At 68.8% G+C, this 17,784-nt stretch carries 18 protein-coding genes and 1 pseudogene; 2 read left to right on the top strand and 17 right to left on the bottom strand.

Translation table 11 applies throughout. The features are described 5' to 3' along the window. Positions 1–14: 14 nt before the first annotated feature. From BU28_RS0115120 to BU28_RS0115100, 5 genes are read right to left on the bottom strand one after another with little or no spacing between them, the layout of a single operon-like run. Complete coding sequence (locus BU28_RS0115120; protein ID WP_028720226.1) at positions 15–2,069, bottom strand: prohead protease/major capsid protein fusion protein; 2,055 nt, start codon at positions 2,067–2,069, stop codon at positions 15–17. 5 nt (positions 2,070–2,074) lie between these two features. Further along, positions 2,075–3,631, bottom strand: a complete 1,557-nt coding sequence (locus BU28_RS23220; RefSeq protein ID WP_036763067.1) for a phage portal protein — start codon at positions 3,629–3,631, stop codon at positions 2,075–2,077. Then, positions 3,631–3,840 (bottom strand): phage head-tail joining protein, encoded by a 210-nt coding sequence (locus BU28_RS0115110; RefSeq protein ID WP_177208251.1) that lies wholly within the window; start codon positions 3,838–3,840, stop codon positions 3,631–3,633. The genes BU28_RS23220 and BU28_RS0115110 overlap by 1 nt, the downstream gene beginning before the upstream one ends. Before the next feature lie 2 nt (positions 3,841–3,842). Then, a complete protein-coding gene (locus BU28_RS0115105) occupies positions 3,843–5,846 on the bottom strand; it encodes a phage terminase large subunit family protein (RefSeq protein WP_028720224.1) in 2,004 nt (667 codons plus the stop codon). After that, positions 5,794–6,390, bottom strand: coding sequence for a hypothetical protein (locus BU28_RS0115100; protein ID WP_028720223.1), 597 nt, complete (start codon positions 6,388–6,390; stop codon positions 5,794–5,796). Before BU28_RS0115100 ends, BU28_RS0115105 begins: the two co-directional genes overlap by 53 nt. Positions 6,391–6,501: 111 nt before the next feature. Here BU28_RS0115100 and BU28_RS0115095 point away from each other — a divergent pair, with 111 nt between their 5' ends. Then, on the top strand, positions 6,502–6,774 hold the full coding sequence (locus tag BU28_RS0115095) for a hypothetical protein (RefSeq protein ID WP_028720222.1): 273 nt from the start codon (positions 6,502–6,504) through the stop codon (positions 6,772–6,774). Positions 6,775–6,869: 95 nt separating this feature from the next. After that, a complete protein-coding gene (locus tag BU28_RS0115090; RefSeq protein WP_028720221.1) occupies positions 6,870–7,442 on the top strand; it encodes a DUF3489 domain-containing protein in 573 nt (190 codons plus the stop codon). A gap of 53 nt (positions 7,443–7,495) precedes the next feature. Here the strand turns inward: BU28_RS0115090 and BU28_RS0115085 are convergent, their stop codons facing one another. The 12 genes and pseudogenes from BU28_RS0115085 to BU28_RS0115035 all read right to left on the bottom strand — a co-directional run bounded on the left by BU28_RS0115085 (position 7,496) and on the right by BU28_RS0115035 (position 17,771). Beyond that, positions 7,496–7,720, bottom strand: coding sequence for a DUF7220 family protein (locus BU28_RS0115085; protein ID WP_028720220.1), 225 nt, complete (start codon positions 7,718–7,720; stop codon positions 7,496–7,498). Further along, the gene (locus BU28_RS26400) at positions 7,717–8,199 is read right to left on the bottom strand and encodes a hypothetical protein (protein WP_028720219.1); all 483 of its coding nucleotides are present in this window, start codon (positions 8,197–8,199) and stop codon (positions 7,717–7,719) included. Before BU28_RS26400 ends, BU28_RS0115085 begins: the two co-directional genes overlap by 4 nt. Before the next feature lie 205 nt (positions 8,200–8,404). Continuing rightward, a pseudogene (locus BU28_RS26395) lies at positions 8,405–8,911 on the bottom strand (DNA cytosine methyltransferase); the annotation flags it as partial. Between the two features lies 1 nt (position 8,912). Beyond that, positions 8,913–10,289, bottom strand: a complete 1,377-nt coding sequence (locus tag BU28_RS0115070; RefSeq protein ID WP_028720217.1) for a site-specific DNA-methyltransferase — start codon at positions 10,287–10,289, stop codon at positions 8,913–8,915. Positions 10,290–10,705: 416 nt separating this feature from the next. Beyond that, positions 10,706–11,086: a DUF6362 family protein gene (locus BU28_RS0115065; RefSeq protein ID WP_028720216.1), complete on the bottom strand. Its 381-nt coding sequence runs from the start codon at positions 11,084–11,086 to the stop codon at positions 10,706–10,708. Then, complete coding sequence (locus BU28_RS0115060) at positions 11,079–11,279, bottom strand: hypothetical protein (RefSeq protein ID WP_028720215.1); 201 nt, start codon at positions 11,277–11,279, stop codon at positions 11,079–11,081. The genes BU28_RS0115065 and BU28_RS0115060 overlap by 8 nt, the downstream gene beginning before the upstream one ends. After that, on the bottom strand, positions 11,276–11,857 hold the full coding sequence (locus tag BU28_RS0115055; RefSeq protein WP_028720214.1) for a hypothetical protein: 582 nt from the start codon (positions 11,855–11,857) through the stop codon (positions 11,276–11,278). The genes BU28_RS0115060 and BU28_RS0115055 overlap by 4 nt, the downstream gene beginning before the upstream one ends. 341 nt (positions 11,858–12,198) lie before the next feature. Continuing rightward, complete coding sequence (locus BU28_RS0115050; protein ID WP_233144943.1) at positions 12,199–14,520, bottom strand: AAA family ATPase; 2,322 nt, start codon at positions 14,518–14,520, stop codon at positions 12,199–12,201. Then, positions 14,517–15,284, bottom strand: coding sequence for a PD-(D/E)XK nuclease family protein (locus tag BU28_RS0115045; protein ID WP_028720212.1), 768 nt, complete (start codon positions 15,282–15,284; stop codon positions 14,517–14,519). Before BU28_RS0115045 ends, BU28_RS0115050 begins: the two co-directional genes overlap by 4 nt. After that, complete coding sequence (locus tag BU28_RS25545; RefSeq protein ID WP_143809682.1) at positions 15,271–15,672, bottom strand: hypothetical protein; 402 nt, start codon at positions 15,670–15,672, stop codon at positions 15,271–15,273. Before BU28_RS25545 ends, BU28_RS0115045 begins: the two co-directional genes overlap by 14 nt. Beyond that, on the bottom strand, positions 15,669–15,875 hold the full coding sequence (locus tag BU28_RS0115040; RefSeq protein ID WP_028720211.1) for a DUF6511 domain-containing protein: 207 nt from the start codon (positions 15,873–15,875) through the stop codon (positions 15,669–15,671). The genes BU28_RS25545 and BU28_RS0115040 overlap by 4 nt, the downstream gene beginning before the upstream one ends. A gap of 207 nt (positions 15,876–16,082) precedes the next feature. Then, positions 16,083–17,771, bottom strand: coding sequence for a DEAD/DEAH box helicase (locus BU28_RS0115035; protein ID WP_028720210.1), 1,689 nt, complete (start codon positions 17,769–17,771; stop codon positions 16,083–16,085). Between the last annotated feature and the right edge of the window lie 13 nt (positions 17,772–17,784).

The raw sequence follows: 17,784 nt of genomic DNA, 5'->3' as shown, positions 1-17,784 counted from the left end.
TCAGGATGCGGGCCTCACGCGCCCGGGTTCTTGTAGAGGCCGCGCCAGTCGATGGCCTTGGCGCCGAAGTCGAGGCGGCACTTGATCTCGACGCCGTCGACGTCGAAGCCGTTGCGCGTCTCGATGTAGGCGCCCTGTTGTCCCTCGAGATAGGCGTACTCGATGGTGTCGATCTGGTTCGGGCTGGCAGCCAGATACCAGGCGGTCTCGCTGGCGGCGTCGAGGCGCGGCTCGCTGATCGGCGCGAGCGTCCGGATCGACTGCGGCACCACGCTGGACGTCGCGGCGGGCACGAGGTTCTGGGCGACCAGCTGCTCGGCCTTCAGTTCCAGCGAGGCGGGCACGATCAGGAAGGCGGGGCGGACGTTCAGCACCGTCTTCTTGTCGAGCCCCGTCTGTTTGGCCATGGCGGCGCGCGCCGCGCCGACACTGCCGACGTCCAGCGCCGCTCCGGTGCCCGCGAGGTTCTTGTGGGTGGTGTGGAAGAGCGCGTTGCCGTCGGCCATCGCCGGGTTGGCTGTGATGATCCCCCAGACCACGTCCGACTCCAGCTGGGCAATGGAGTTGCCGTACATCGCCGGGATCCGGGTGAAGGCGTCGAGATCATCGTTGATCAACGTCTGGCGGGTGATCGCCACCACCCGGCCATAGGTCTTGACCTTGTAGCTCTCCTTGCTCTCGCCGAGCGCCCCGCGCTTGAACTCCCCGCTCTCGCCGACCTCGAGCAGTTGCGGCGCTTCGCCGAGCTGGACGCGGTGCATGGCCTTGAAGTCCGTCGCCAGCACCTGGCGGCAGAACAGCATGAAGGTACGGGGATAGGCCTCGTAGGCCTGACGCAGGGTCTTGTTGGTGACCGCCGACAGGATCTCGGGGAAGTCCGAGGTCGAGTGCAGGGCCCGCGTCGCCACCTCGTCGCGCGAGAGGCCCCGCGTGTTCACCCCGGCATTGCCGAGGCTTTCGCGGGCCAGTTCCAGCAGCGTCATGCCGCGATACTGTCGGGCGGCGTCCTCCAGCTGGAACAGCGTCGGGCTGTAGCGGTGCAGGAGCGCATTCGCCACGGCATCGCGGCGGGTGATCCGTTCGTCTCGGCCGCCGAGGGGGACGGAGACATGGGGGAAGGTCCGGGTCTCGTCCGACTTGGCGGCGACCTGATCGAGGATCAGTCGACGGGACTCGTCGACGCTGACGCCGCGCTTGACCAGATCCTCGGCGAAGCCGCGCTCGAGGTTCAGGCGGCCTGCCAGATCGTAGATGGTCGAGACGCGGTCGCGCTCGGCCTCGCGGGCGCGGGTCGCGACCGCCTCGGTGTCGGGCGCGGGCGTTGCCTGCGTCTTCGGCTGCGCGCGCGTCTCGCTGGCGGCGACCTTCGAGTCGGGCGCAGCCGCATTCGGCTCGGTCATGGGGTTGTCCTCGGTTTCGACCGGCTCGGTCGGCTGGGGGGTGGCGGGGGTTGCGGCGTCGCTCGAAGGGGTCTGGGTCTTGTCCGTCATCGGGGATGCTCCTTGCTCTGTGGGGGCGTCCCGGCGTTGGAGGACGCAGTCGTGAAGGGGGTGCTGGGCGCGGAAACCGGCGGCGGGATCGGCGCCGACCGCGACGGCGGAGACCTCGAACGGCGTCCAGTCCACCGCGCGCCAAAGCTCGCGCGCGGCCTCGGGTTTCGAGACCTCGAAGCGGTGGACCTGGTAGCCGATGGAGACGGCACGGATGTGCCCGGCCTGGATGTCGCGCCAGACCGGCTCGACATCGGCGCGCTCGGAGATGCGCACGAGCGCGATGCCCCGGCCGTTCTCGATCCGCGCCGAACCCGGCACGACCGAGCCGATCACCGCGTCGAGCGTGTCGAGCTCGTGCACCTTCAGGAACGGTGCGCCCGCGTTCAGCCGGTCGAGCCGCACATGGGCCGGGTCGAGGCTCAGTTCCTCGTCGTAGGGCTCGCCGAAGAAGGTGGCGCGGCGGACGCGGGCCCCGGCCGACCAGACCACCTCAACGGTGCGGGTTTCGGCATCGGCCGTGTTCGGCGCAAGCTCCGCCGACCGGCGCATGGCCGGCAGTTCGATCATCGTGTCCATGAGGGTCAGTCCTGTTGGTCGGCCTGCGCCGGGTCGGTTTCCGCCTCGGCGGCCGGGTCGTCGGTGTCCGGTGCGTCGGTGGCGGGATCGGTCGCCGGATCGCCGGTCTGCGCACTGCCGGTCTTGGTGACCCGCCGCGGATCGCTGTCGAGCACCAGCCCCAGCGCGTCGAGCTTGGCGTTGGTCGCGGCGATCTCCTCGAGCACCGCGTCGGGGTTGCGTCCCTGCTTCGCGATCACCTCGGCCAACGTCATGGTGCCGGAGCGGATCGAGAGCAGGTTCGCCATAGCGTCCTTCTGCGGATCGACCGCCTCGAACTTCGGCGGCGACCATTCGACCGGCACGGTCGGCGACGGAATCTGCCCCGCGGCCCACGCGGCCTCGGTGAACCACCGCCAGACGGGCGCGCAGAACATCGGGATGAACAGCTGCCACTGCACCGCGTCGATCTGGCGGCGGAACTCCACGAGCCCCGCCCGGATCGAGGAATAGTTCACTTGGCTGAGATCGCCGGTCAGCAGCTCGTAGGGCACCCGGAACCCGGCCGAGATCGTGTGCAGGCTGGCGCGCTTGTATTCGCCGTAGCCGCCGGTGGCGGAGGGCTGGTTGAACCGGATGTCCTTGCCGCCGCGGGCATAGGCGATCAGCCCCGGCTCGAACTGCTCGACCCGGTTGCCATCGGCGTCGACCACGGACGGCGCGATCCCCTGCTGCGCCTCGTCGTCGCCGAAGACGATGGCGGTGACACAGGCCTCGGTCTTCTTGCGGACCAGCTCGGCCACCTCGTAATCGTCGAGATCGCGCAAGCTGCGGATCACCGGCGCGCCCCAAGGGACGCCGCGCGCCTGCGTGCGCTGCTTCTCGTAGACATGGGCGATCTCGGTCGCGGGGACCGGGCGGCTCTGCAGACCGTTCTGTAGGGCCCCATAGGCGTCGCCGGGATGCTCCGCGTGCAGCCAGTAGGCCCTGCGCTTGCCGACCGGATCGAACTCGATCCCCTGGACCAGCCGTCCCGCGCCGATGGCGCCGGACTTGGTCGCGTCGAGGAAGTCGGCTTCCAGCACCTGCAATTGCAGCGGCACCGGCAGGCCGTCGCTCGCGCGCCGCAGGCGGCGGCGCACCAGAACCTCGCCCGCCTCGACCATCTCCCGGCAGATCAGCGTCTGCAGGCCATAGAAGTCAAGCTGGCCATCGGCGTCGCAGTCCGCCGTCCAGCGTTCGAAGAGCGCATCGACCTTCCGGTCCAGCTTGTCGTCGCCGCTAGCGGCGCGGGGCATGATGCCCGCGCCGATGATGTTGTTGACCAGCACCGCCACGGCCTTGGCCGCATGCGGGTTGTTGCGCACCAGATCGCGCATGCGGTCGCGCAGCAGCGCCCCGGCGACGCCGATTTCGGTGTCGGCCGAGGATCCCGGCGCGCGCCAGCCGTCCGTCCGTCGCCCGCGCGCCGCGCCGTCATAGCCACGCGTCAGCGTCTCGAATGCCTGACGCGCCATCACGCGCCGAGCCGCCATGCGCGGCGCCACCGTGGCGATGGCGTGGTCGAACCAGGTCGCCGACATCAGCGATCCCCGCGCGAGAAGCCAGCGAGCCCCGCCACGGGCAGCGGGCGGCTGAAGCCCGCGATGGCGCGCTCGATGGTCCGGATGCGGGCGAGCAGATCCTCGGCCGAGCCGTAATCCACCGACTTGCCGTCATAGCTGACGCGCGTCGTGCCGCTGGCATAGGCCCGGCGCAGCGCCGAAAGCTCGGTTTCCGTCCAGTCGATCATGTTCAGAACCATCCCTCCCGCCGCCCGAGCCAGTCGGAGCGGCGCTTGCCCTGCGGGGCCTGTCCCGGCCGGTTGATCTGCCCGGCGGGATCGGTGTCGGTGGGGGCGGCCCCGAGCTGATCCTCGAGGTCGCGCCATTTCTCGTCGGGCCAGCGGTCCGCGCCCGCGATCCAGGCGGCTGCGCGGGCGTAGACCCGGCAATCCAGCGCCTCGTTGCGCTCGCGCAGCTTCTGCCATTCCAGCCGGGCGAAGCCGCGCTTGGTGCGCACCGTCACCAGCTGCTCGGCCACGAACTGCTTCAGCCATTCGTTCTCGACCCAGTGCGGCAGGTGCACCGAGCCGGGCGGGAACGCCGCCCCGTCGGCCATCTCCTCCTCGGTCGGGCGTGCCAGCCGCAGGAAGCGGTAGGTTTCGGCCTTGAAGGTCGACACTGCCACCGTCCAGAGCCGCGCGCCGCGCCGCAGGCGTTTCCCGCCCTCGGTCGCATCCACGAAGGTCGGACCCGAGACGGGGCTGGCTCGGTTGAACCCCTCGACGCCTTTCACCGGCGACACCTGCGCAAACCCCTGCGCCCGCGACCAGGAGTAGACCGCCGGGGCCTCGTAGCCGGTGTCGATGGCAAGCCGGGCGATGCGAAGATGCGCGCCGCGTTCGTGCGGCCAGGACCTGTCCAGCAGCGCGGTCAGTTCCGACCACGCATCATGCCGGTCCGGCCCGCCCTCGATCACGACATGATCGACGAGCCAGGACTCGAGTCCACGACCCCATGCCCAGACGTCAACCTCGATCCGGTCCTTCTGCACATCAGCCCCGGCGGTAAGGAACAACCCACCCGCAGGAACGGTGCCCGATTTCCAGCGCTCACGCCGGTCATAGAGCCGCTGCCAATCCGGCGCTTCCCCGGTTTCGACCCATGTCTCGCCAAGGATGGTGTTTCGAAACGCCTTGATCGCCTCGTCCGACCCTTGGGCCGCTTCCCATGACCGCACGATCCGCTCCCAGCTCAGCCAACCGATCGGCGAGTAAAGCGCCGAGAGGTGATACCCGACCGTGGTCGGATCGGCGGCCGTGGCGGTCGCCCGCCATTCGCCGCCCTCCAGCATCGCCGTCTTGTGGTGTTCCGCGATTGCCGCGTCGCAGCCCTCGCAGTGATACTCGGCCGTCTCCGGGCGGCCCTTTTGCCAGCGCAGCCGGTCGAACTTCAGCCATTGTGCGTGGCCGCATTGTGGGCACGGCACGAAGAACCGACGCTGGTCGCTGGCCTCGTACTCGCGCTCGATGCGCGACAGCCCCCGGATCGTGGGCGTCGAGACCAGCAGCACCTTGCGCCGGTGGGCGAAGGTCAGGGAGCGCGCCTCGGCGAGCGTGACCGGATCGCCTTCCTCGTCGGCCGAGGCGGGATAGGCGTCGACCTCGTCGAGGAAGATGTAGCGCGCCGGGGTGGACCGAAGCCCGACCGCCGAGTTCGCGCCCGTCATGATCAGGATGCCGCCCGCGAACTCCTTCGAGAGCATCGTGTTGCCCGCATCGCGGGATCGCGCGGGCTTCACCCGCTCCCGCAGCTCTGGGCTTTCATCGATCAGCGGGTCGATGCGCTGGCGCGAGTTGCGCTTGGCCAGTTCCACGGTCGGCTGGACCGCCAGCATCGGACCCGGCGCCTGGTGGATCGCGAACCCGATCCAGTTGTTGCCCGCCTCGGTCGCGCCGACCTGCGCCGCCTTCATGAACACGATCCGCTGCGTGGGATCCCCCGGCGACAGCCGGTCCATGATCTCGCGCATGTAGGGCGTGCGCACGGTGCGATACCGCCCCGGTTCGGCTGAAGCCCGCCCCGAGAGCATCCGGTGCCGGTCCGCCCATTCCGAAACGGTCAGGTCCGGGTCGGGCCGCAACCCGTTGCCCCAGGCGCGGAGGATCTCGCCCGCGCCGTCGAAGTCGATCAGGCCATCATCGTCACCGGAAGTCGGGCCGGACCTCGGCGAGTTCGTCGAGGTGGGCGCGTACATGTTTCTCCAGGACCTTCTGCATCGCGGCTGGCTCCACGGTGATCTGCTGGCCGGTCACGTCGGCGCACGAGGCTGACAGTTCGGCCGCCATCAGCGCCGCCGCGCGTGCAGGCCAGTTCACCCACGCGTCCCGTTCCTCCCGCGCCAGCCGGAACACCAGCGCCAGCGCGCGGGCCCGCTCGATCAACTCCCCCTTCAGCTTCTGGAGCCGGATGCGCCGCTCCTGCGCTTTCAGCACCTCGTTCGCGGTCTTCGCCTGCAGGAAGGTCGTGCCGCCGCCGACGGCCGGGACTGCCAGCCCCTGTTCACGCAGCGTGTCGCCAACAGCGGCCACGGCCGCCTCGGGGACGGGCTTCAGCTTCGGCGTGGGCGGCTTGCGGGTCTTGGACGGGTCGGTCGTCTCGGCACGTCTGGCGTCGCTGGCGGCCGCGTTGATGCTGCCGTCGGGATAGAGGACCAGCCGCTCGGCGGCCTTGGCCTTCTGGATCGCGCCCCGCGACAGCCCGACATGCGCGGCGTACTGGCGCTCGCTCATGCCCTGCATCGACGGCTCCGATTATCTATCGAAATCATGTTCTTATCGAGTTGATAAGCAGCGCGACCGGAGCGAACGTCCGTTCAGAAGGACGATGCAACTCACCAAGGAGCCATCACGATGACCACGCGCCTGAACCCGATCACCACCCCGCGCCACGAACTCCGCGCCGAGAAGGCGCGCCGGAATAAGGAAGCCGCGCTCGCGGCCTTCATCGGCAAGAAGGCCGAGATCGACGAGATGCTCGCCCGGCTGCAGACGCTGAGCGACGACCACTTCAACGCCCACCCCGACGAGATCAACTGGGGCCATGTCGGCACCCTCGAACACTACGCCAGCCTCCTGAAGCGCATCACCGACAGCGCCTTCGGCGAGGGCGAGCACGCCCGCTGATCTCCGGCACTGCCGGAACTCCCGCCGCGCGCCCTGCGCGGCTCGGGGTCGTAGGAGGCGCCGCATGACGCGGGCCCGAATACGGAGACGATCCCATGACCAAGCTTTCTGACACCCAAGCCATCATCCTCAGCGCCGCCGCACAGCGCGAGGACCGCATCGCACTGCCGCTGCCCGAGAGCCTGCGCGGCGGCGCCGCTGCCAAGGTGGTCGGCGCGATGCTCGCGAAGAACTTCCTGCAGGAGGTCGACGCCGACACGCGCAAGGGCGAGCTTATGTGGCGCGAGACCGGAGACGGCCACGGCGTCACGCTGGTTGCCACCGACGCGGGCCTTGCCGCCATCGGGATCGAGACCGAGGACGCGAACCCCGCGCCTGCGGGCGCGACGGACGCGCCTACCGAGGAGGCCGCGCCGGACACCCCCACCGTAGCCGAAACCGCGCCCAAGACGCGCACACCGCGCGAGGGCACCAAGCAGGCCACGCTGATCGCCATGCTGCGCGCACCGGACGGCGCGACCATCGAGGAGATCATGGCCGCGACGGGCTGGCAGTCGCACACGGTGCGCGGCGCGATGGCGGGGGCGCTGAAGAAGAAGCTCGGGCTCGAGGTGACCTCGGAGAAGGTCGAGGATCGGGGGCGCGTGTACAAACTCCCCGCCGCCTGACGCGCCGGACCCCGACAAGCTGATGACCGCCGTCCCTACGGGGCGGCGGTCGATCATTTGGCGCTCCGCATCCGGATCGCCTCGAACACCCGCCGCAAGGCGAAGGAACGGGCGATCGAGACGACGGTGAAAATGGCGCCCATCTTCAGGTTCTGCGCCAGCGTCGTGTGCAGCCCGAAGATCGGGAAGATCAGGATCTGCGTCACGACCGCGACGCCGTAGCCGACGATCACGTTGGCGACGGACTCGACCAGCGACATGAGGCGGGTCTGCTTCATGCCGCTGCCTCATCCATCGGCCAGCAGTTCAGCCGCGAGAGTTCGCAGCGCATGCGCCGCAACCAAGGGGGCCACGCCGTTGCCACAGAGGCGAAGCCGGTCCACCCGGTGGGCCAACCCATCAGTGCCTCGACGAACAGCGGGTTCAAGGTCCGGCGCGGCTCGGAGGTATCGCTCCCAGCCATCGGCGTCACCAGGACCTGGCGGCCAAGCAGGCCGTTCACCGGCGTGTTCGCGAGTGTCGTCGCCCCGTCCTTGTGATCCCGCGCCGTCGGCGTCATCCACAATCCCACCGCATGGGTCAGATCGGCCGTCTTGCGGTTGCCCGCGCTCGGCTTGCAGCCGTCGTTCGCCATCGGCGTCGGCCAGTCCCGCGCCATGCGGTCCAGACCCTTCTCGTCTCGTCGTTCGCCGCCCCGGCTGCGGAAACTGTCGGTCTGCGGCGTGGGCCACATCGCAGCCGTGGTCGCAAGGTTCATCCCGTGCTGGCCCGCTTCCTGCGAGGGCGTCGGCTTCGTCTGCCGGTTCTCGTTGGCGCTGGCCCTCGGTGTCGGCCAGAGCCGCAGCAGCTCCGTCCGGTTCCCGCCACTCGATCGGGTGCCAGAGCAGGCGCGCGGGGTCGGCCAGGTCGTCCCCCTCGCGGATCGCGAGGATGAAGAGCCGCTCGCGCTTGTGGGGCGCGCCGACTTCCGCCGCCGTGAAGAGGCCTGCCGCAAGGCGGTAGCCCATGCCGACCAGCCCGCTGGCGACTTCGGGGAAGCCGAGGCGGAGATGATGGGCGACATTCTCGAGAAAGACGAAGGGCGGCTCGACCTCTCCAATGATCCGAGCGACATGCGGCCAGAGGTGGCGCGGGTCGTCCGCACCCCGGCGCTTGCCCGCGACCGAGAACGGCTGGCACGGATAGCCCGCAGTAACGATGTCCACCGCGCCGCGCCAAGGGCGGCCGTCAAAGGTGGCAACGTCGTCCCAGACAGGCGCGCTATCCAGGGACGCGTCTTCCATCCGCGCCACGAGAGTGGCTGCGGCGTAGGTTTCCCGTTCGACATGGCCCACAGCACGATATCCGGGGATGGCGATGGCGAGCCCGAGGTCGAGCCCGCCCGCGCCGGAGCAGAGGGAGAGGCCGAAGAGGCATGCATCTCCGGCCCCGGAAGCGTCTCCGGAGGAAGGTAAAGCCAGGTCATGCATGTCACGCGGCGGTCTGGCGCTTTCGCGCGGGTTCGGGGGCAGCGTCCGTGTCCGGCCTATCGGCCGGGGCCTCGGCGTCGTCGCCCAGCCGCTCGGCCTTCACTTGCGCGAAAGTCCGGCCGTCGCCGTCGAGGATCGCGTCCTTGACGGTTTCGGCCTGCCAGCGTTCGACGGCGACATCGATGTAGGCCGGGCTGATTTCCATCGCGAAGACGCGTCGGCCATTGGCCTCGCCCGCCATGATCTGCGAGCCGGAGCCCGAGAACGGCTCATAGCAGATCCCGCCGCGCGCCACATGCTGGCGCATCGGGATGCCGAAGGCGTCGAGCGGTTTCGGCGTCGGGTGGTCGGGCCGCTCGTCCTTGGCGAAAGACGCCATCTCCCAAGTCGACGGCAGCGTTTCCTCGGCGACCTTGGGCGGGCGGTTCGGACGCCGCCAGCCCATGAAGCAGGGCTCGTGCTTCCAGAGGTAGTGCGACCGGGTCAGGACCCCGCGGTCCTTCACCCAGATGATCTGCTGGTGGACGAAGGCGCCGGCCTTCTCCCAGCAGGCTTCCAGCATCGCCTGGCGACGCGAGGCGTGCCAGCAGTACCAGGCCGCATCCTCGGCGATGGCCTCGGCCACGGCCGCCGAGATGAAGCCGTCGTAAAGCTCGGCTCCTTGCGAACTGTCGTCCCAGGTCGTGCCGTAGGACGCGGACCAGTCCTTGTTCCGGGTCGGGTGGTTCGAGCCGTCGTAGTCCACGAGATACGGCGGGTCGGTCGCGAACAGGATCGCCCGCTCGCCGTTCATCAGGTGGCGCACGTCGGCCGCGCTGGTGCTGTCGCCGCAGAGCAGCCGGTGGTCGCCTAGGATCCAGAGATCACCCGTCCGCGATGCCGGGTTGCGCGGCGGTTCAGGGATGGTCACCGGCGGCACGGAGCCCCCGGCGCCACCTTCTTCACTATCCCCCTCCGGCACGAAGGCCAGCAGCTTGTCCAACTCGCCGTCCGAGAAGCCGACCAGCGACAGGTCGAAATCTTCCGCCAACAGGTCGTTCAGTTCGGCCGACAGCAGCGCCTCGTCCCAGGTGCCGAGCTCCGTCAGCTTGTTGTCCGCGATCCGGTAGGCCCGCCGCTGTGCCTCGGTCAGATGGCCCAGCACGATCACCGGCGCTTCGGTCAGCCCGAGCTGCGTCGCGGCGAGCACGCGGCCATGGCCGGCGATCAGTTCGCCGTCATCAGCGACGAGGCAGGGCACGGTCCAGCCGAACTCGGCCATGCTGGCGGCGATCTTCGTAACCTGATCCGCGCCATGCGCCTTCGCATTCTTCGCGTAGGGCTGGAGGCGCGACAGCGGCCAAGTCTCGATCGCGTCCGGGGCGAAGCTCAGCGTCATGGTGGGCAAGGTTCCTCGGTCGGGTGGATACCGGTGGCTTCCGGACTCCGGATGCCGCGCCGGACTCCACACGGGGTCCAGCGGCAACCAGCGGTGTCCGGTCGGAAGGCCAGCGTTCATTGGTGTTTGCGCGGCGGGCGAGTGGCTCCGGCTTCCGGGTGGCTTCCCAAAAATCCGGCCCTGTCGCTGGCGATGTTCCGCGCTTCGCCCGCCAGCATACGAATGTCGCCAGGAAGGAACCGGAAACTGCCGTGGGATGGACCCCCGCCGGACCCTCGCTGGATACCGGGGTCCAGAAGAGCCCCGTCAACGCAAAGGGGAGAGCGAGCTTTCCAGCGCACTCTCCCCATCTTGCCTTCGGAATAGCATGATCATGTTGCAGATGTCGAAGGAAAAAGTGTTGCAACACATTGGAGTCACTGCGCATTCAGGCGCGCAGCGATCTTGGTCAGCGCCAGCTGCCAACGCCGCCATGCGGTCGTGCGGTCGCAGCCGAGTTCCCCGCTGATCTGCTTCCACGGCACGCGGGCCGCGCGCGACAAGACCAGCTTGCGCTCCGCCTCCTCGATCCAGAGCACCCAGTCGAAGGTCTGCTCGAGCCGGGTGATCGCGGCGGCCGAGGGCCAGACCCGCATCGGCTGCGGCTCCATCGCCGCGATCTCGCGGCTGGTCCGCACGATGTTGGGCCAGGTGTTGAAGTAGCCCTGCGCCTTCACCGGCGGCAGCTTGCGCAGGGTGCGGAACGCCTCCTCGAAATGATCGGCGACGCACTCGGCGGTCCATTCGCGATCAGCCATGGCGCGCCTCCCTGTCGGAAGGACGCGGGCCGTAGAGCTTCTCGCCCAGCTGGCGGACCAGTTCACGCTCGGGCCAGGTGAGGCGGTCGTCATCGGCGGAGACCGCAAGGACGCCCTGTTCCTGCCAGCCCTCGCGCTTGACCTGCTCGGGATCCCGGCGCCGACCGCCGTAGCCGTGGGGATGCCATCTCATGCGACACCTCCCTTCGTCTCGATCGCCCAGAGCAGGATGGCGATGGCGTCGGCCTCGTTGTCGTCGGCCGGGCTGAAGCCGCGGGCGCGGACGGCGGCGACCATGGCGGCCTTGTCGGCGTTGCCCTTGCCCGAGGCGTGACGCTTGATCGTGCCGACCGGGACGCCCTCGTAGGGCACGCCGCGCAGCTCGGCCCATGCGGTCAGCGTGGCCATGAGCCCGCCGTAGATGTGGCTCGCATCGGTGCCCGCGTGACGGCGGACTTCCTCGAACCAGATCGCGGCGACCGGACCGGAAAGCCGGTCGATCTCGGTGAGCCAGTTGGTGAAGCGCAGGTAGCGCATGCCGCCGCCGTCGAAGCGGCCGGGACGCAGCGAGACGGTGCCGCTGGTGATCAGACCGTCGTGGCCGCGGATCGCCCAGCCGGTCGAGGTGCCGAGGTCGAGCGCGAGGGTGGTGCAGAACCGTGGCCCCTGTGGGGCCGCGTAAGTCTGCTCCACGCGGTTGCGGGGGGCGTCGAGCGGCAGCGATTCAAACCTTGCGCCGTCGCAATTGGGGATCAGAGTCGGCTGAGCCATGATGGGTCTCCTTTGCCGGTGGCCTGTGGTGGTGGAAGACGACGGCGGTCTGGTGCTTGGCGGTACGGGGCCGCCGTCGTCGGATCGGGAAGCACAAGGGGGGCGTCACGGCGGCGCGCGCGGCCGGCCCGGACGTATGGGAGGAGTGGCCAACCCTGTGGGGTGGCCCTCCCATACGTAGTATGGGGGTTTGACACCTAACTGTTCCGGCGATGGCAAGTAGCTGAAATCATTGCGGAATAAGACTTCATCAAGTCTTCGGGCATGAGTTAGGGACCTGACTCTTATTTGCCCGTAACCCCTTGATTTCGTTGAGTGCACAGTTGGCGCTGTCATATGAGTCAGGCCTCACTCATATGAGTGAGGTCGTCCTCCAGCCCCTCCGGGTAGACCCAGACGGCGGGGTTTTCGACCTGCAGGCAGAGCCCGGACTGGGGGCATTTGAAGTGGCTGGGCAGGACCGGACGGGCGGTTGTGGTGACCTCGCCGGTGTCCGGATCGACATGCTCTACGGGCGCGCCGAACTGCATGCCCTCGACGCAGAGATAGCCGAACCGCGACCGGGTGATGGGGAAACCGAACCCCGAGGGGTCGCGCAGGAACTTCACGAAGCCCTTGGTCGCCAGCACGCTGAGCCGCTCGCGGATCGTGTGCTTGCTGCCCAGACCGCCCCGGTTCTCGAAGGTCTCCGCGAACTGCATCGCGGTGTAGAGGCGCTCGCTCGCCGCCTCATCCAGCAGCATGCCGAGGATGACATCGTGCTTGCGCAGCCGCTCGGCATCGAGCTTGGCGCCGACCTCCTTGCGCACCAGACGCTCGTTCAGCGGGTTCAGCTCGACCCATTCGCCCTTCACCTTGTCGATGAGCTTGCCTGGCAGCGCGGGGCCGTTCCGCAGTTCGATTTCCAGCCTGCGGACGCTGCTGTCCTCGTCAGGCCGGTGCATGAGCAGCCCCGAGGTGTAGAAGCCGCGCAGCGCGCTGGCGCCGGAGAGCGCGAGGAAAGGATCGTCCTTGACCTGATGCTTGCTGGCCTTGCGGGTGTGGTGGGCGAGGATGACGCCCGCATCCGGATTGACCGCCTCGCGCAGGAGCTCCACGCGGTCCTTCAGGAAGAACATCATGGCGGTGTTGTCGTTCTCGCCCCCGCCTTCGGGACCACCGTCGAAGAGGTTGCGTATGGGGTCGATGACGATGATGTCGGGCGGCGCGTCGGCGAATGCGGCCCGGATCGCCTCGGCCACGCGGGCGACGCCCTCCGCGTCGAGCAGCAACTTCAGCTTCGGTGTGGCGATGAAGGTGTCGCGCGCGGCGGCGATCACGGCGGCAGACAGCGCGATCTGCTGCATGCGCTCGCGCAGGTAGTGATACTGGATCTCGGCCTGCAGGTAGAACACGCGCAGCGGCCGGGGCGGCGTGAAGCCGAGGAACGGCACGCCCGCCGCCATGTGCACGAGCCAAGAGATCAGGAAGTCGCTCTTGCCGACCTTGGGCGCGCCGCCCAGCACCAGGAGCCCGCCAGGTGTGAGCACGCGGGGGCCGATGACGTCCTCCGGCATCGGGCTCGTGTCGTCGAGCAGCGCGCCGAGGCTGAAGGTCGGCAGCGGGGTGGCCGGGGCATGTGCGTGGGCTGCGCGCAGGAGCGGCGGACCGTTGCGCTTCACATGCAACGCCCAGAGCCGTTCGGACTCGGCCATCAGCCGATCGAGCGGCCAGGACGGGCGCAGCATGGCGGCGTTGTAGCCGCAGATCGCCTCCCAGCCCGCGAACGGGTCGAGGCGGCCCTCGTGGACGAGGCGTACGTAATGGCCGATGGCGGCGCTGGCTCCCTGGAACCGGGACCAGTCGTCGACCGCGCCCTCGCGCACCGGCGTGGTGAGCACCGCGTCGATGCCGGGCTTCGATGTTGGTGCGGCAACATCGCTGGCGAAGCCCACGCCGGGCAGCGGCGGCATCTCCGCGACTCTCTCGGCGAAATCCGCGAGGTCCACCTCGACCGTGCGATGCTCGCGGATCTGCACGAGGCGCTGGTGGCCGTGCTTGTGATAGACGGTCCCTGGCACCCGGATCGGCTGGTGCGCCGAGCGGAAATGCGTGTCGCCGCCGACCTTCACGGCGATCTCGCCGCGCAGGCGGCAGAGGGTGACCAGGTCGTCGACCTCGGCCGGTTCGGTCAGTTTCCACCAGACATGGAGCTTCGCTGCGCCTTCGGGCGTCCGCCCGCCGCTCTCAATGACCAGCGTCGGCGTGCCGAGGTGGCGCGTGACATGGTCGAGCTTGGCCGGGATATCGCCCGCGTCGAGATCGACGACGATGGCCTGCATCTGCAGCACGTCGGCGGCACGAGCCTGACCCTGCTCGGCGACCGTGCCGGGGATGACATAGACGGCCGCGCCCTCACGGTTCGCCCATGCGGCGAAAGTCGCGAGCTTCTCGGGCGCGGTATCGTCGGCCGGGATCCAGATGTTGTGCGGCTTGCCGTCCCGACCCTGACCCTTGTCGACGAAGCCGCGGAGAGGGATCAGCCCCTCGCACCAGCTGAACACGGTGTCGAGGAACACGGCGATCTGCTCGGGGTCAGGATCGCAGCCGAACGGGTTCTCGGATGGTGGCCCGTCGTTGAAGTCCATCCACGGGTTGAAATGCAGGATGCCGTCGTCGCTCATGCCGGCAGCCCCCAGCAGCGCTCGGACCACGGGCAGAAGCGGCATTCGAAGAAGTCGGGCGTGGTGGCGACGCGCGGCAGAAGCTCGCCCGCATCGGTCGCCTGCAGGATACGCACGCCCCGGTCGGACATGCGCTGCGCGAGATCGGCGTCGAAAGGCACCAGCTCATGGTGCATCTCGGCCGTGTCCTTGTTGATCGCGGTGAACACGGCGGGCGCGGCGCTGATGCCGGGCACGCTGGTTTCCATGTAGGCCTGATAGACCGCGATCTGGGCGGCATAGACCGGCTTCGACTTGCTCACGCCATCCTTGACGCAGGCGCGCCAGTTCTTGGCGTTCATGGTTTTGCATTCCCACAGTGCGGGAACGGCGAGACCGAAACCGTCGGGCCCGGTCGCGACGATGCCGTCGACATGACCGCGGATGCGTCCGCCCGCGACGGAGAAGCCGAACTGGCCGCCATCTGGGCGGTTGCCCTTGCGGGTGTAGAGGTCGAACCCCGCGCCGCGCAGCCAGGCGACGGCCAGATCCTCGAGCGCATGGCCGATCGCGAAGATGCGCAGCGACTGGCCGCTGAAGTCCTGGCCCTCGTCCTTCGGCGTCGCCGTGAACTCGAACTGCAGCGCTCGCTCGCAGGCATGGCCGAGGCGCGAGCCGCCCAGATAGTCGCGGGGCGGCCGCGTCGCCTGATCGGCGGTGAGCGTCCGGTCGACGGCGGCGTTGACCCGGTCGGCGAAGCTGGGGCGGCGGTTATAGTCCAGCATGCTGGCCTCCTTCGTAGCTGCGGTGGGCGAGCCCGTGGCAGGTCGAGCAGAGCCATTCGACCGAGAGCGGCGCGTTATAGTCGTGGTGATGCGCTTCGAGGTCAGTCACGCAGCCACATCGCTGACACCAGACCGGCACGATGATCCTGCAGGCCTTGACGGCGCTCCTGACGATGCTGTGCGCCTTGTTCTTTTCAGCGTGACGCAGCCGATAGCGGCGCTGCGCCTCCCGATGTTTTTCGGGATCGCGGAAGTTCTGCGCATAGGCGCGCTGGTATTCCCGGCGGCAATCCCGGCACCAGGTCTGCCGACCATCGGGACTGAGCCGGCGGCGTCCGAACTCGCAGACGTCCTTCTTGACGCCGCATTTCGTGCAGAGCTTGGTCACAACGGCACCTCTGGCGTCTGCGCCCGGGCGATGTCGGACATGGCCTCGCGGAAGCCCTCGACGGCTTCCTCGATCAGCGCGCGCACCTGCGCCTCGGTCAGGTCGGCAAGCGGGGTGGCCCAGCCGATCTCGTCCATCAGCAGCGCCACGCGCTTCATGGTGGCGGTGATCGCGGCGCGCTCTTCCTCGGTCAGGTCAACCATGGCGAAACGCTCCCGCGCCAAGTGCGTCCAGAAGGACTGGCAGGGCATCGAGCAGAACCAGACCGAGGGCCGGCGCCGCTTCGACCGGTGCGGATCGAACCAGCCAAAGCCACGGGTGGGTTGCCGGCAGACAGCACAGAGCGTCCCACGCGGATGCCAGAGCCGCCGCCGGTCCGCGGCCGTGATGGGGGTGGATGTGGACATGGGTCATGCCGCCCTCCGTTCGGGCCGGGCGGCCGTGTCGATCAGCTGGCGGATGGCGCGCTTGTTGAAGCCGAAGGTCATCAGCGCGGAGGCGCGGTAGCGCGTCAGCCCGAAGTCGTGCCGGCACTCGGGCGGCAGGTACTGAAGCTGCTTTTCCGTGGGCGGCTGGCGCAGCCAGGAGCGGGTCTTGAAGGCGCTTTCGTCGGTCTCGTGGGTGTTCAGCCAGTCGTCCGCCTGCGCGAGGCAGACCGTGCGTTCGCCCACGCCCAGCAGATGCGGGCGCTCGCCCTTCGCCCCGCCGATGGCGTACCAGACCCCGTCCAGCCAGAAGATGCCGCCCCAGGCGGCGAAGCCCGTGGCCATCAGCGCGTCGTCCGTGCCGTAGAGGTCGACCCACGCGAAGCTGGACCGCTTCAGCAGGTCGATCTCGGTCATCATGAAGCCCGAGAGCGGCGCGGCGGCCCCGCCTTCGCCCGCATCCAGATCCTCGCGCGGGAACGCCTCACCGCAGAGCGGGCATTCTGTGGCGGCCAGCGGAATCTCCGCCTCGCAGGCCGTGCAGGTCTTCGTCGGCGCATCGCCGGTCTCGGTCTTGCCGTCCAGATCGACATCCTGTTCCAGCGTGCCGTGGATCAGGCTCGACGTCCCGAAATCCAGCACGACGCAGTCGGTCTTGACGAAGCCGGGATGTTCCTCTGGATCGACGGTGCGCAGGCCGCGCCCGACCATCTGGATCATGGTGGACTTGTAGGAGCTGGGGCGCAGCAGCACGACGCAGGAGGTGGGCGGATGGTCCCAGCCCTCGGTCAGGACGGCCACGTTGACCACGACGCGGATGCTGCCCGCCGCATAGTCGGCGAGGATCGCCTTCCGCGTCTCGGCCGCCAGATCGCCGTGGATCAGCGCGGCGGAAACGCCCGCCGCCCTGAAGGCGTCGGTGACGTGTTCGGCATGCGCGACGGTGGAGCAGAACACCACGGTCTGCCGGTCGCCCGCCTTTTCCTTCCAGTGGCGGATCACCTCGTCGGTGACGGGGGCGCGGTCCATGATGCCCGCCACCTCCGCCATGTCGAAATCCGACATGGTCTTGCGGACCGAGCGCAGTTCGTCCTGCACGCCCACGTCGATGACGAAGGTGCGCGGCGGCACAAGGTGGCCTGAGGCGATCAGCTCGCCCAAACGCACCTGGTCGGCGACATTGTCGAAGACCTCGCGCAGGCCCTTCTTGTCGCCCCGGTTCGGCGTCGCCGTGACCCCGAAGATGCGGGCGTCGGGATTGGCCTCGCGCACCCGGTCGATGATGCGGCGGTAGCTGTCGGCGACGGCATGGTGCGCCTCATCCACGACCAGCAGGTCGAGACGCGGCATGTCGGCAAGGTTCGAAGCCCGCGCCAGCGTCGGCACCATGGCGAAGGCGACCTGGCCGTTCCAGGACTTCTCCGTGGCGTCGATGACCGAGGTGGCGACGCCTGGCACCACGCGCTGGAACTTGGCGCGGTTCTGCGCCGTCAGCTCGTCGCGATGGGCGAGCACGCAGGCCTTGGCGCCGTCGCCGATCATCTCGCCGGTGACCGCCGAGAGCATGATGGTCTTGCCAGCACCAGTGGGCGCCACGCCCAGCGTGTTGCCGCGGGAAGCGAGCGCAGCCACGCTGCGCTCGACGAAGGTCTTCTGGCGGGGGCGCAGGCGCATGGCCGGTCTCCCC

The sequence above is a fragment of the Paracoccus yeei ATCC BAA-599 genome, from assembly GCF_000622145.1.
In the GTDB taxonomy this organism is placed as follows: Bacteria; Pseudomonadota; Alphaproteobacteria; order Rhodobacterales; family Rhodobacteraceae; genus Paracoccus; species Paracoccus yeei.
Note: the sequence above shows the minus strand (reverse complement) of the source record. Positions and strands in the feature narration are given on the sequence as shown.

What these genes read in the sequence shown, in the direction of transcription:
- BU28_RS0115120 (WP_028720226.1), bottom strand. Translation starts at nt 2,069, where the DNA reads ATGGACACGATGATCGAACTGCCGGCCATGCGCCGGTCGGCGGAGCTT.
- BU28_RS23220 (WP_036763067.1), bottom strand. Translation starts at nt 3,631, where the DNA reads ATGTCGGCGACCTGGTTCGACCACGCCATCGCCACGGTGGCGCCGCGC.
- BU28_RS0115110 (WP_177208251.1), bottom strand. Translation starts at nt 3,840, where the DNA reads ATGATCGACTGGACGGAAACCGAGCTTTCGGCGCTGCGCCGGGCCTAT.
- BU28_RS0115105 (WP_028720224.1), bottom strand. Translation starts at nt 5,846, where the DNA reads ATGTACGCGCCCACCTCGACGAACTCGCCGAGGTCCGGCCCGACTTCC.
- BU28_RS0115100 (WP_028720223.1), bottom strand. Translation starts at nt 6,390, where the DNA reads ATGCAGGGCATGAGCGAGCGCCAGTACGCCGCGCATGTCGGGCTGTCG.
- BU28_RS0115095 (WP_028720222.1), top strand. Translation starts at nt 6,502, where the DNA reads ATGACCACGCGCCTGAACCCGATCACCACCCCGCGCCACGAACTCCGC.
- BU28_RS0115090 (WP_028720221.1), top strand. Translation starts at nt 6,870, where the DNA reads ATGACCAAGCTTTCTGACACCCAAGCCATCATCCTCAGCGCCGCCGCA.
- BU28_RS0115085 (WP_028720220.1), bottom strand. Translation starts at nt 7,720, where the DNA reads ATGAAGCAGACCCGCCTCATGTCGCTGGTCGAGTCCGTCGCCAACGTG.
- BU28_RS26400 (WP_028720219.1), bottom strand. Translation starts at nt 8,199, where the DNA reads ATGAACCTTGCGACCACGGCTGCGATGTGGCCCACGCCGCAGACCGAC.
- BU28_RS0115070 (WP_028720217.1), bottom strand. Translation starts at nt 10,289, where the DNA reads ATGACGCTGAGCTTCGCCCCGGACGCGATCGAGACTTGGCCGCTGTCG.
- BU28_RS0115065 (WP_028720216.1), bottom strand. Translation starts at nt 11,086, where the DNA reads ATGGCTGATCGCGAATGGACCGCCGAGTGCGTCGCCGATCATTTCGAG.
- BU28_RS0115060 (WP_028720215.1), bottom strand. Translation starts at nt 11,279, where the DNA reads ATGAGATGGCATCCCCACGGCTACGGCGGTCGGCGCCGGGATCCCGAG.
- BU28_RS0115055 (WP_028720214.1), bottom strand. Translation starts at nt 11,857, where the DNA reads ATGGCTCAGCCGACTCTGATCCCCAATTGCGACGGCGCAAGGTTTGAA.
- BU28_RS0115050 (WP_233144943.1), bottom strand. Translation starts at nt 14,520, where the DNA reads ATGAGCGACGACGGCATCCTGCATTTCAACCCGTGGATGGACTTCAAC.
- BU28_RS0115045 (WP_028720212.1), bottom strand. Translation starts at nt 15,284, where the DNA reads ATGCTGGACTATAACCGCCGCCCCAGCTTCGCCGACCGGGTCAACGCC.
- BU28_RS0115040 (WP_028720211.1), bottom strand. Translation starts at nt 15,875, where the DNA reads ATGGTTGACCTGACCGAGGAAGAGCGCGCCGCGATCACCGCCACCATG.
- BU28_RS0115035 (WP_028720210.1), bottom strand. Translation starts at nt 17,771, where the DNA reads ATGCGCCTGCGCCCCCGCCAGAAGACCTTCGTCGAGCGCAGCGTGGCT.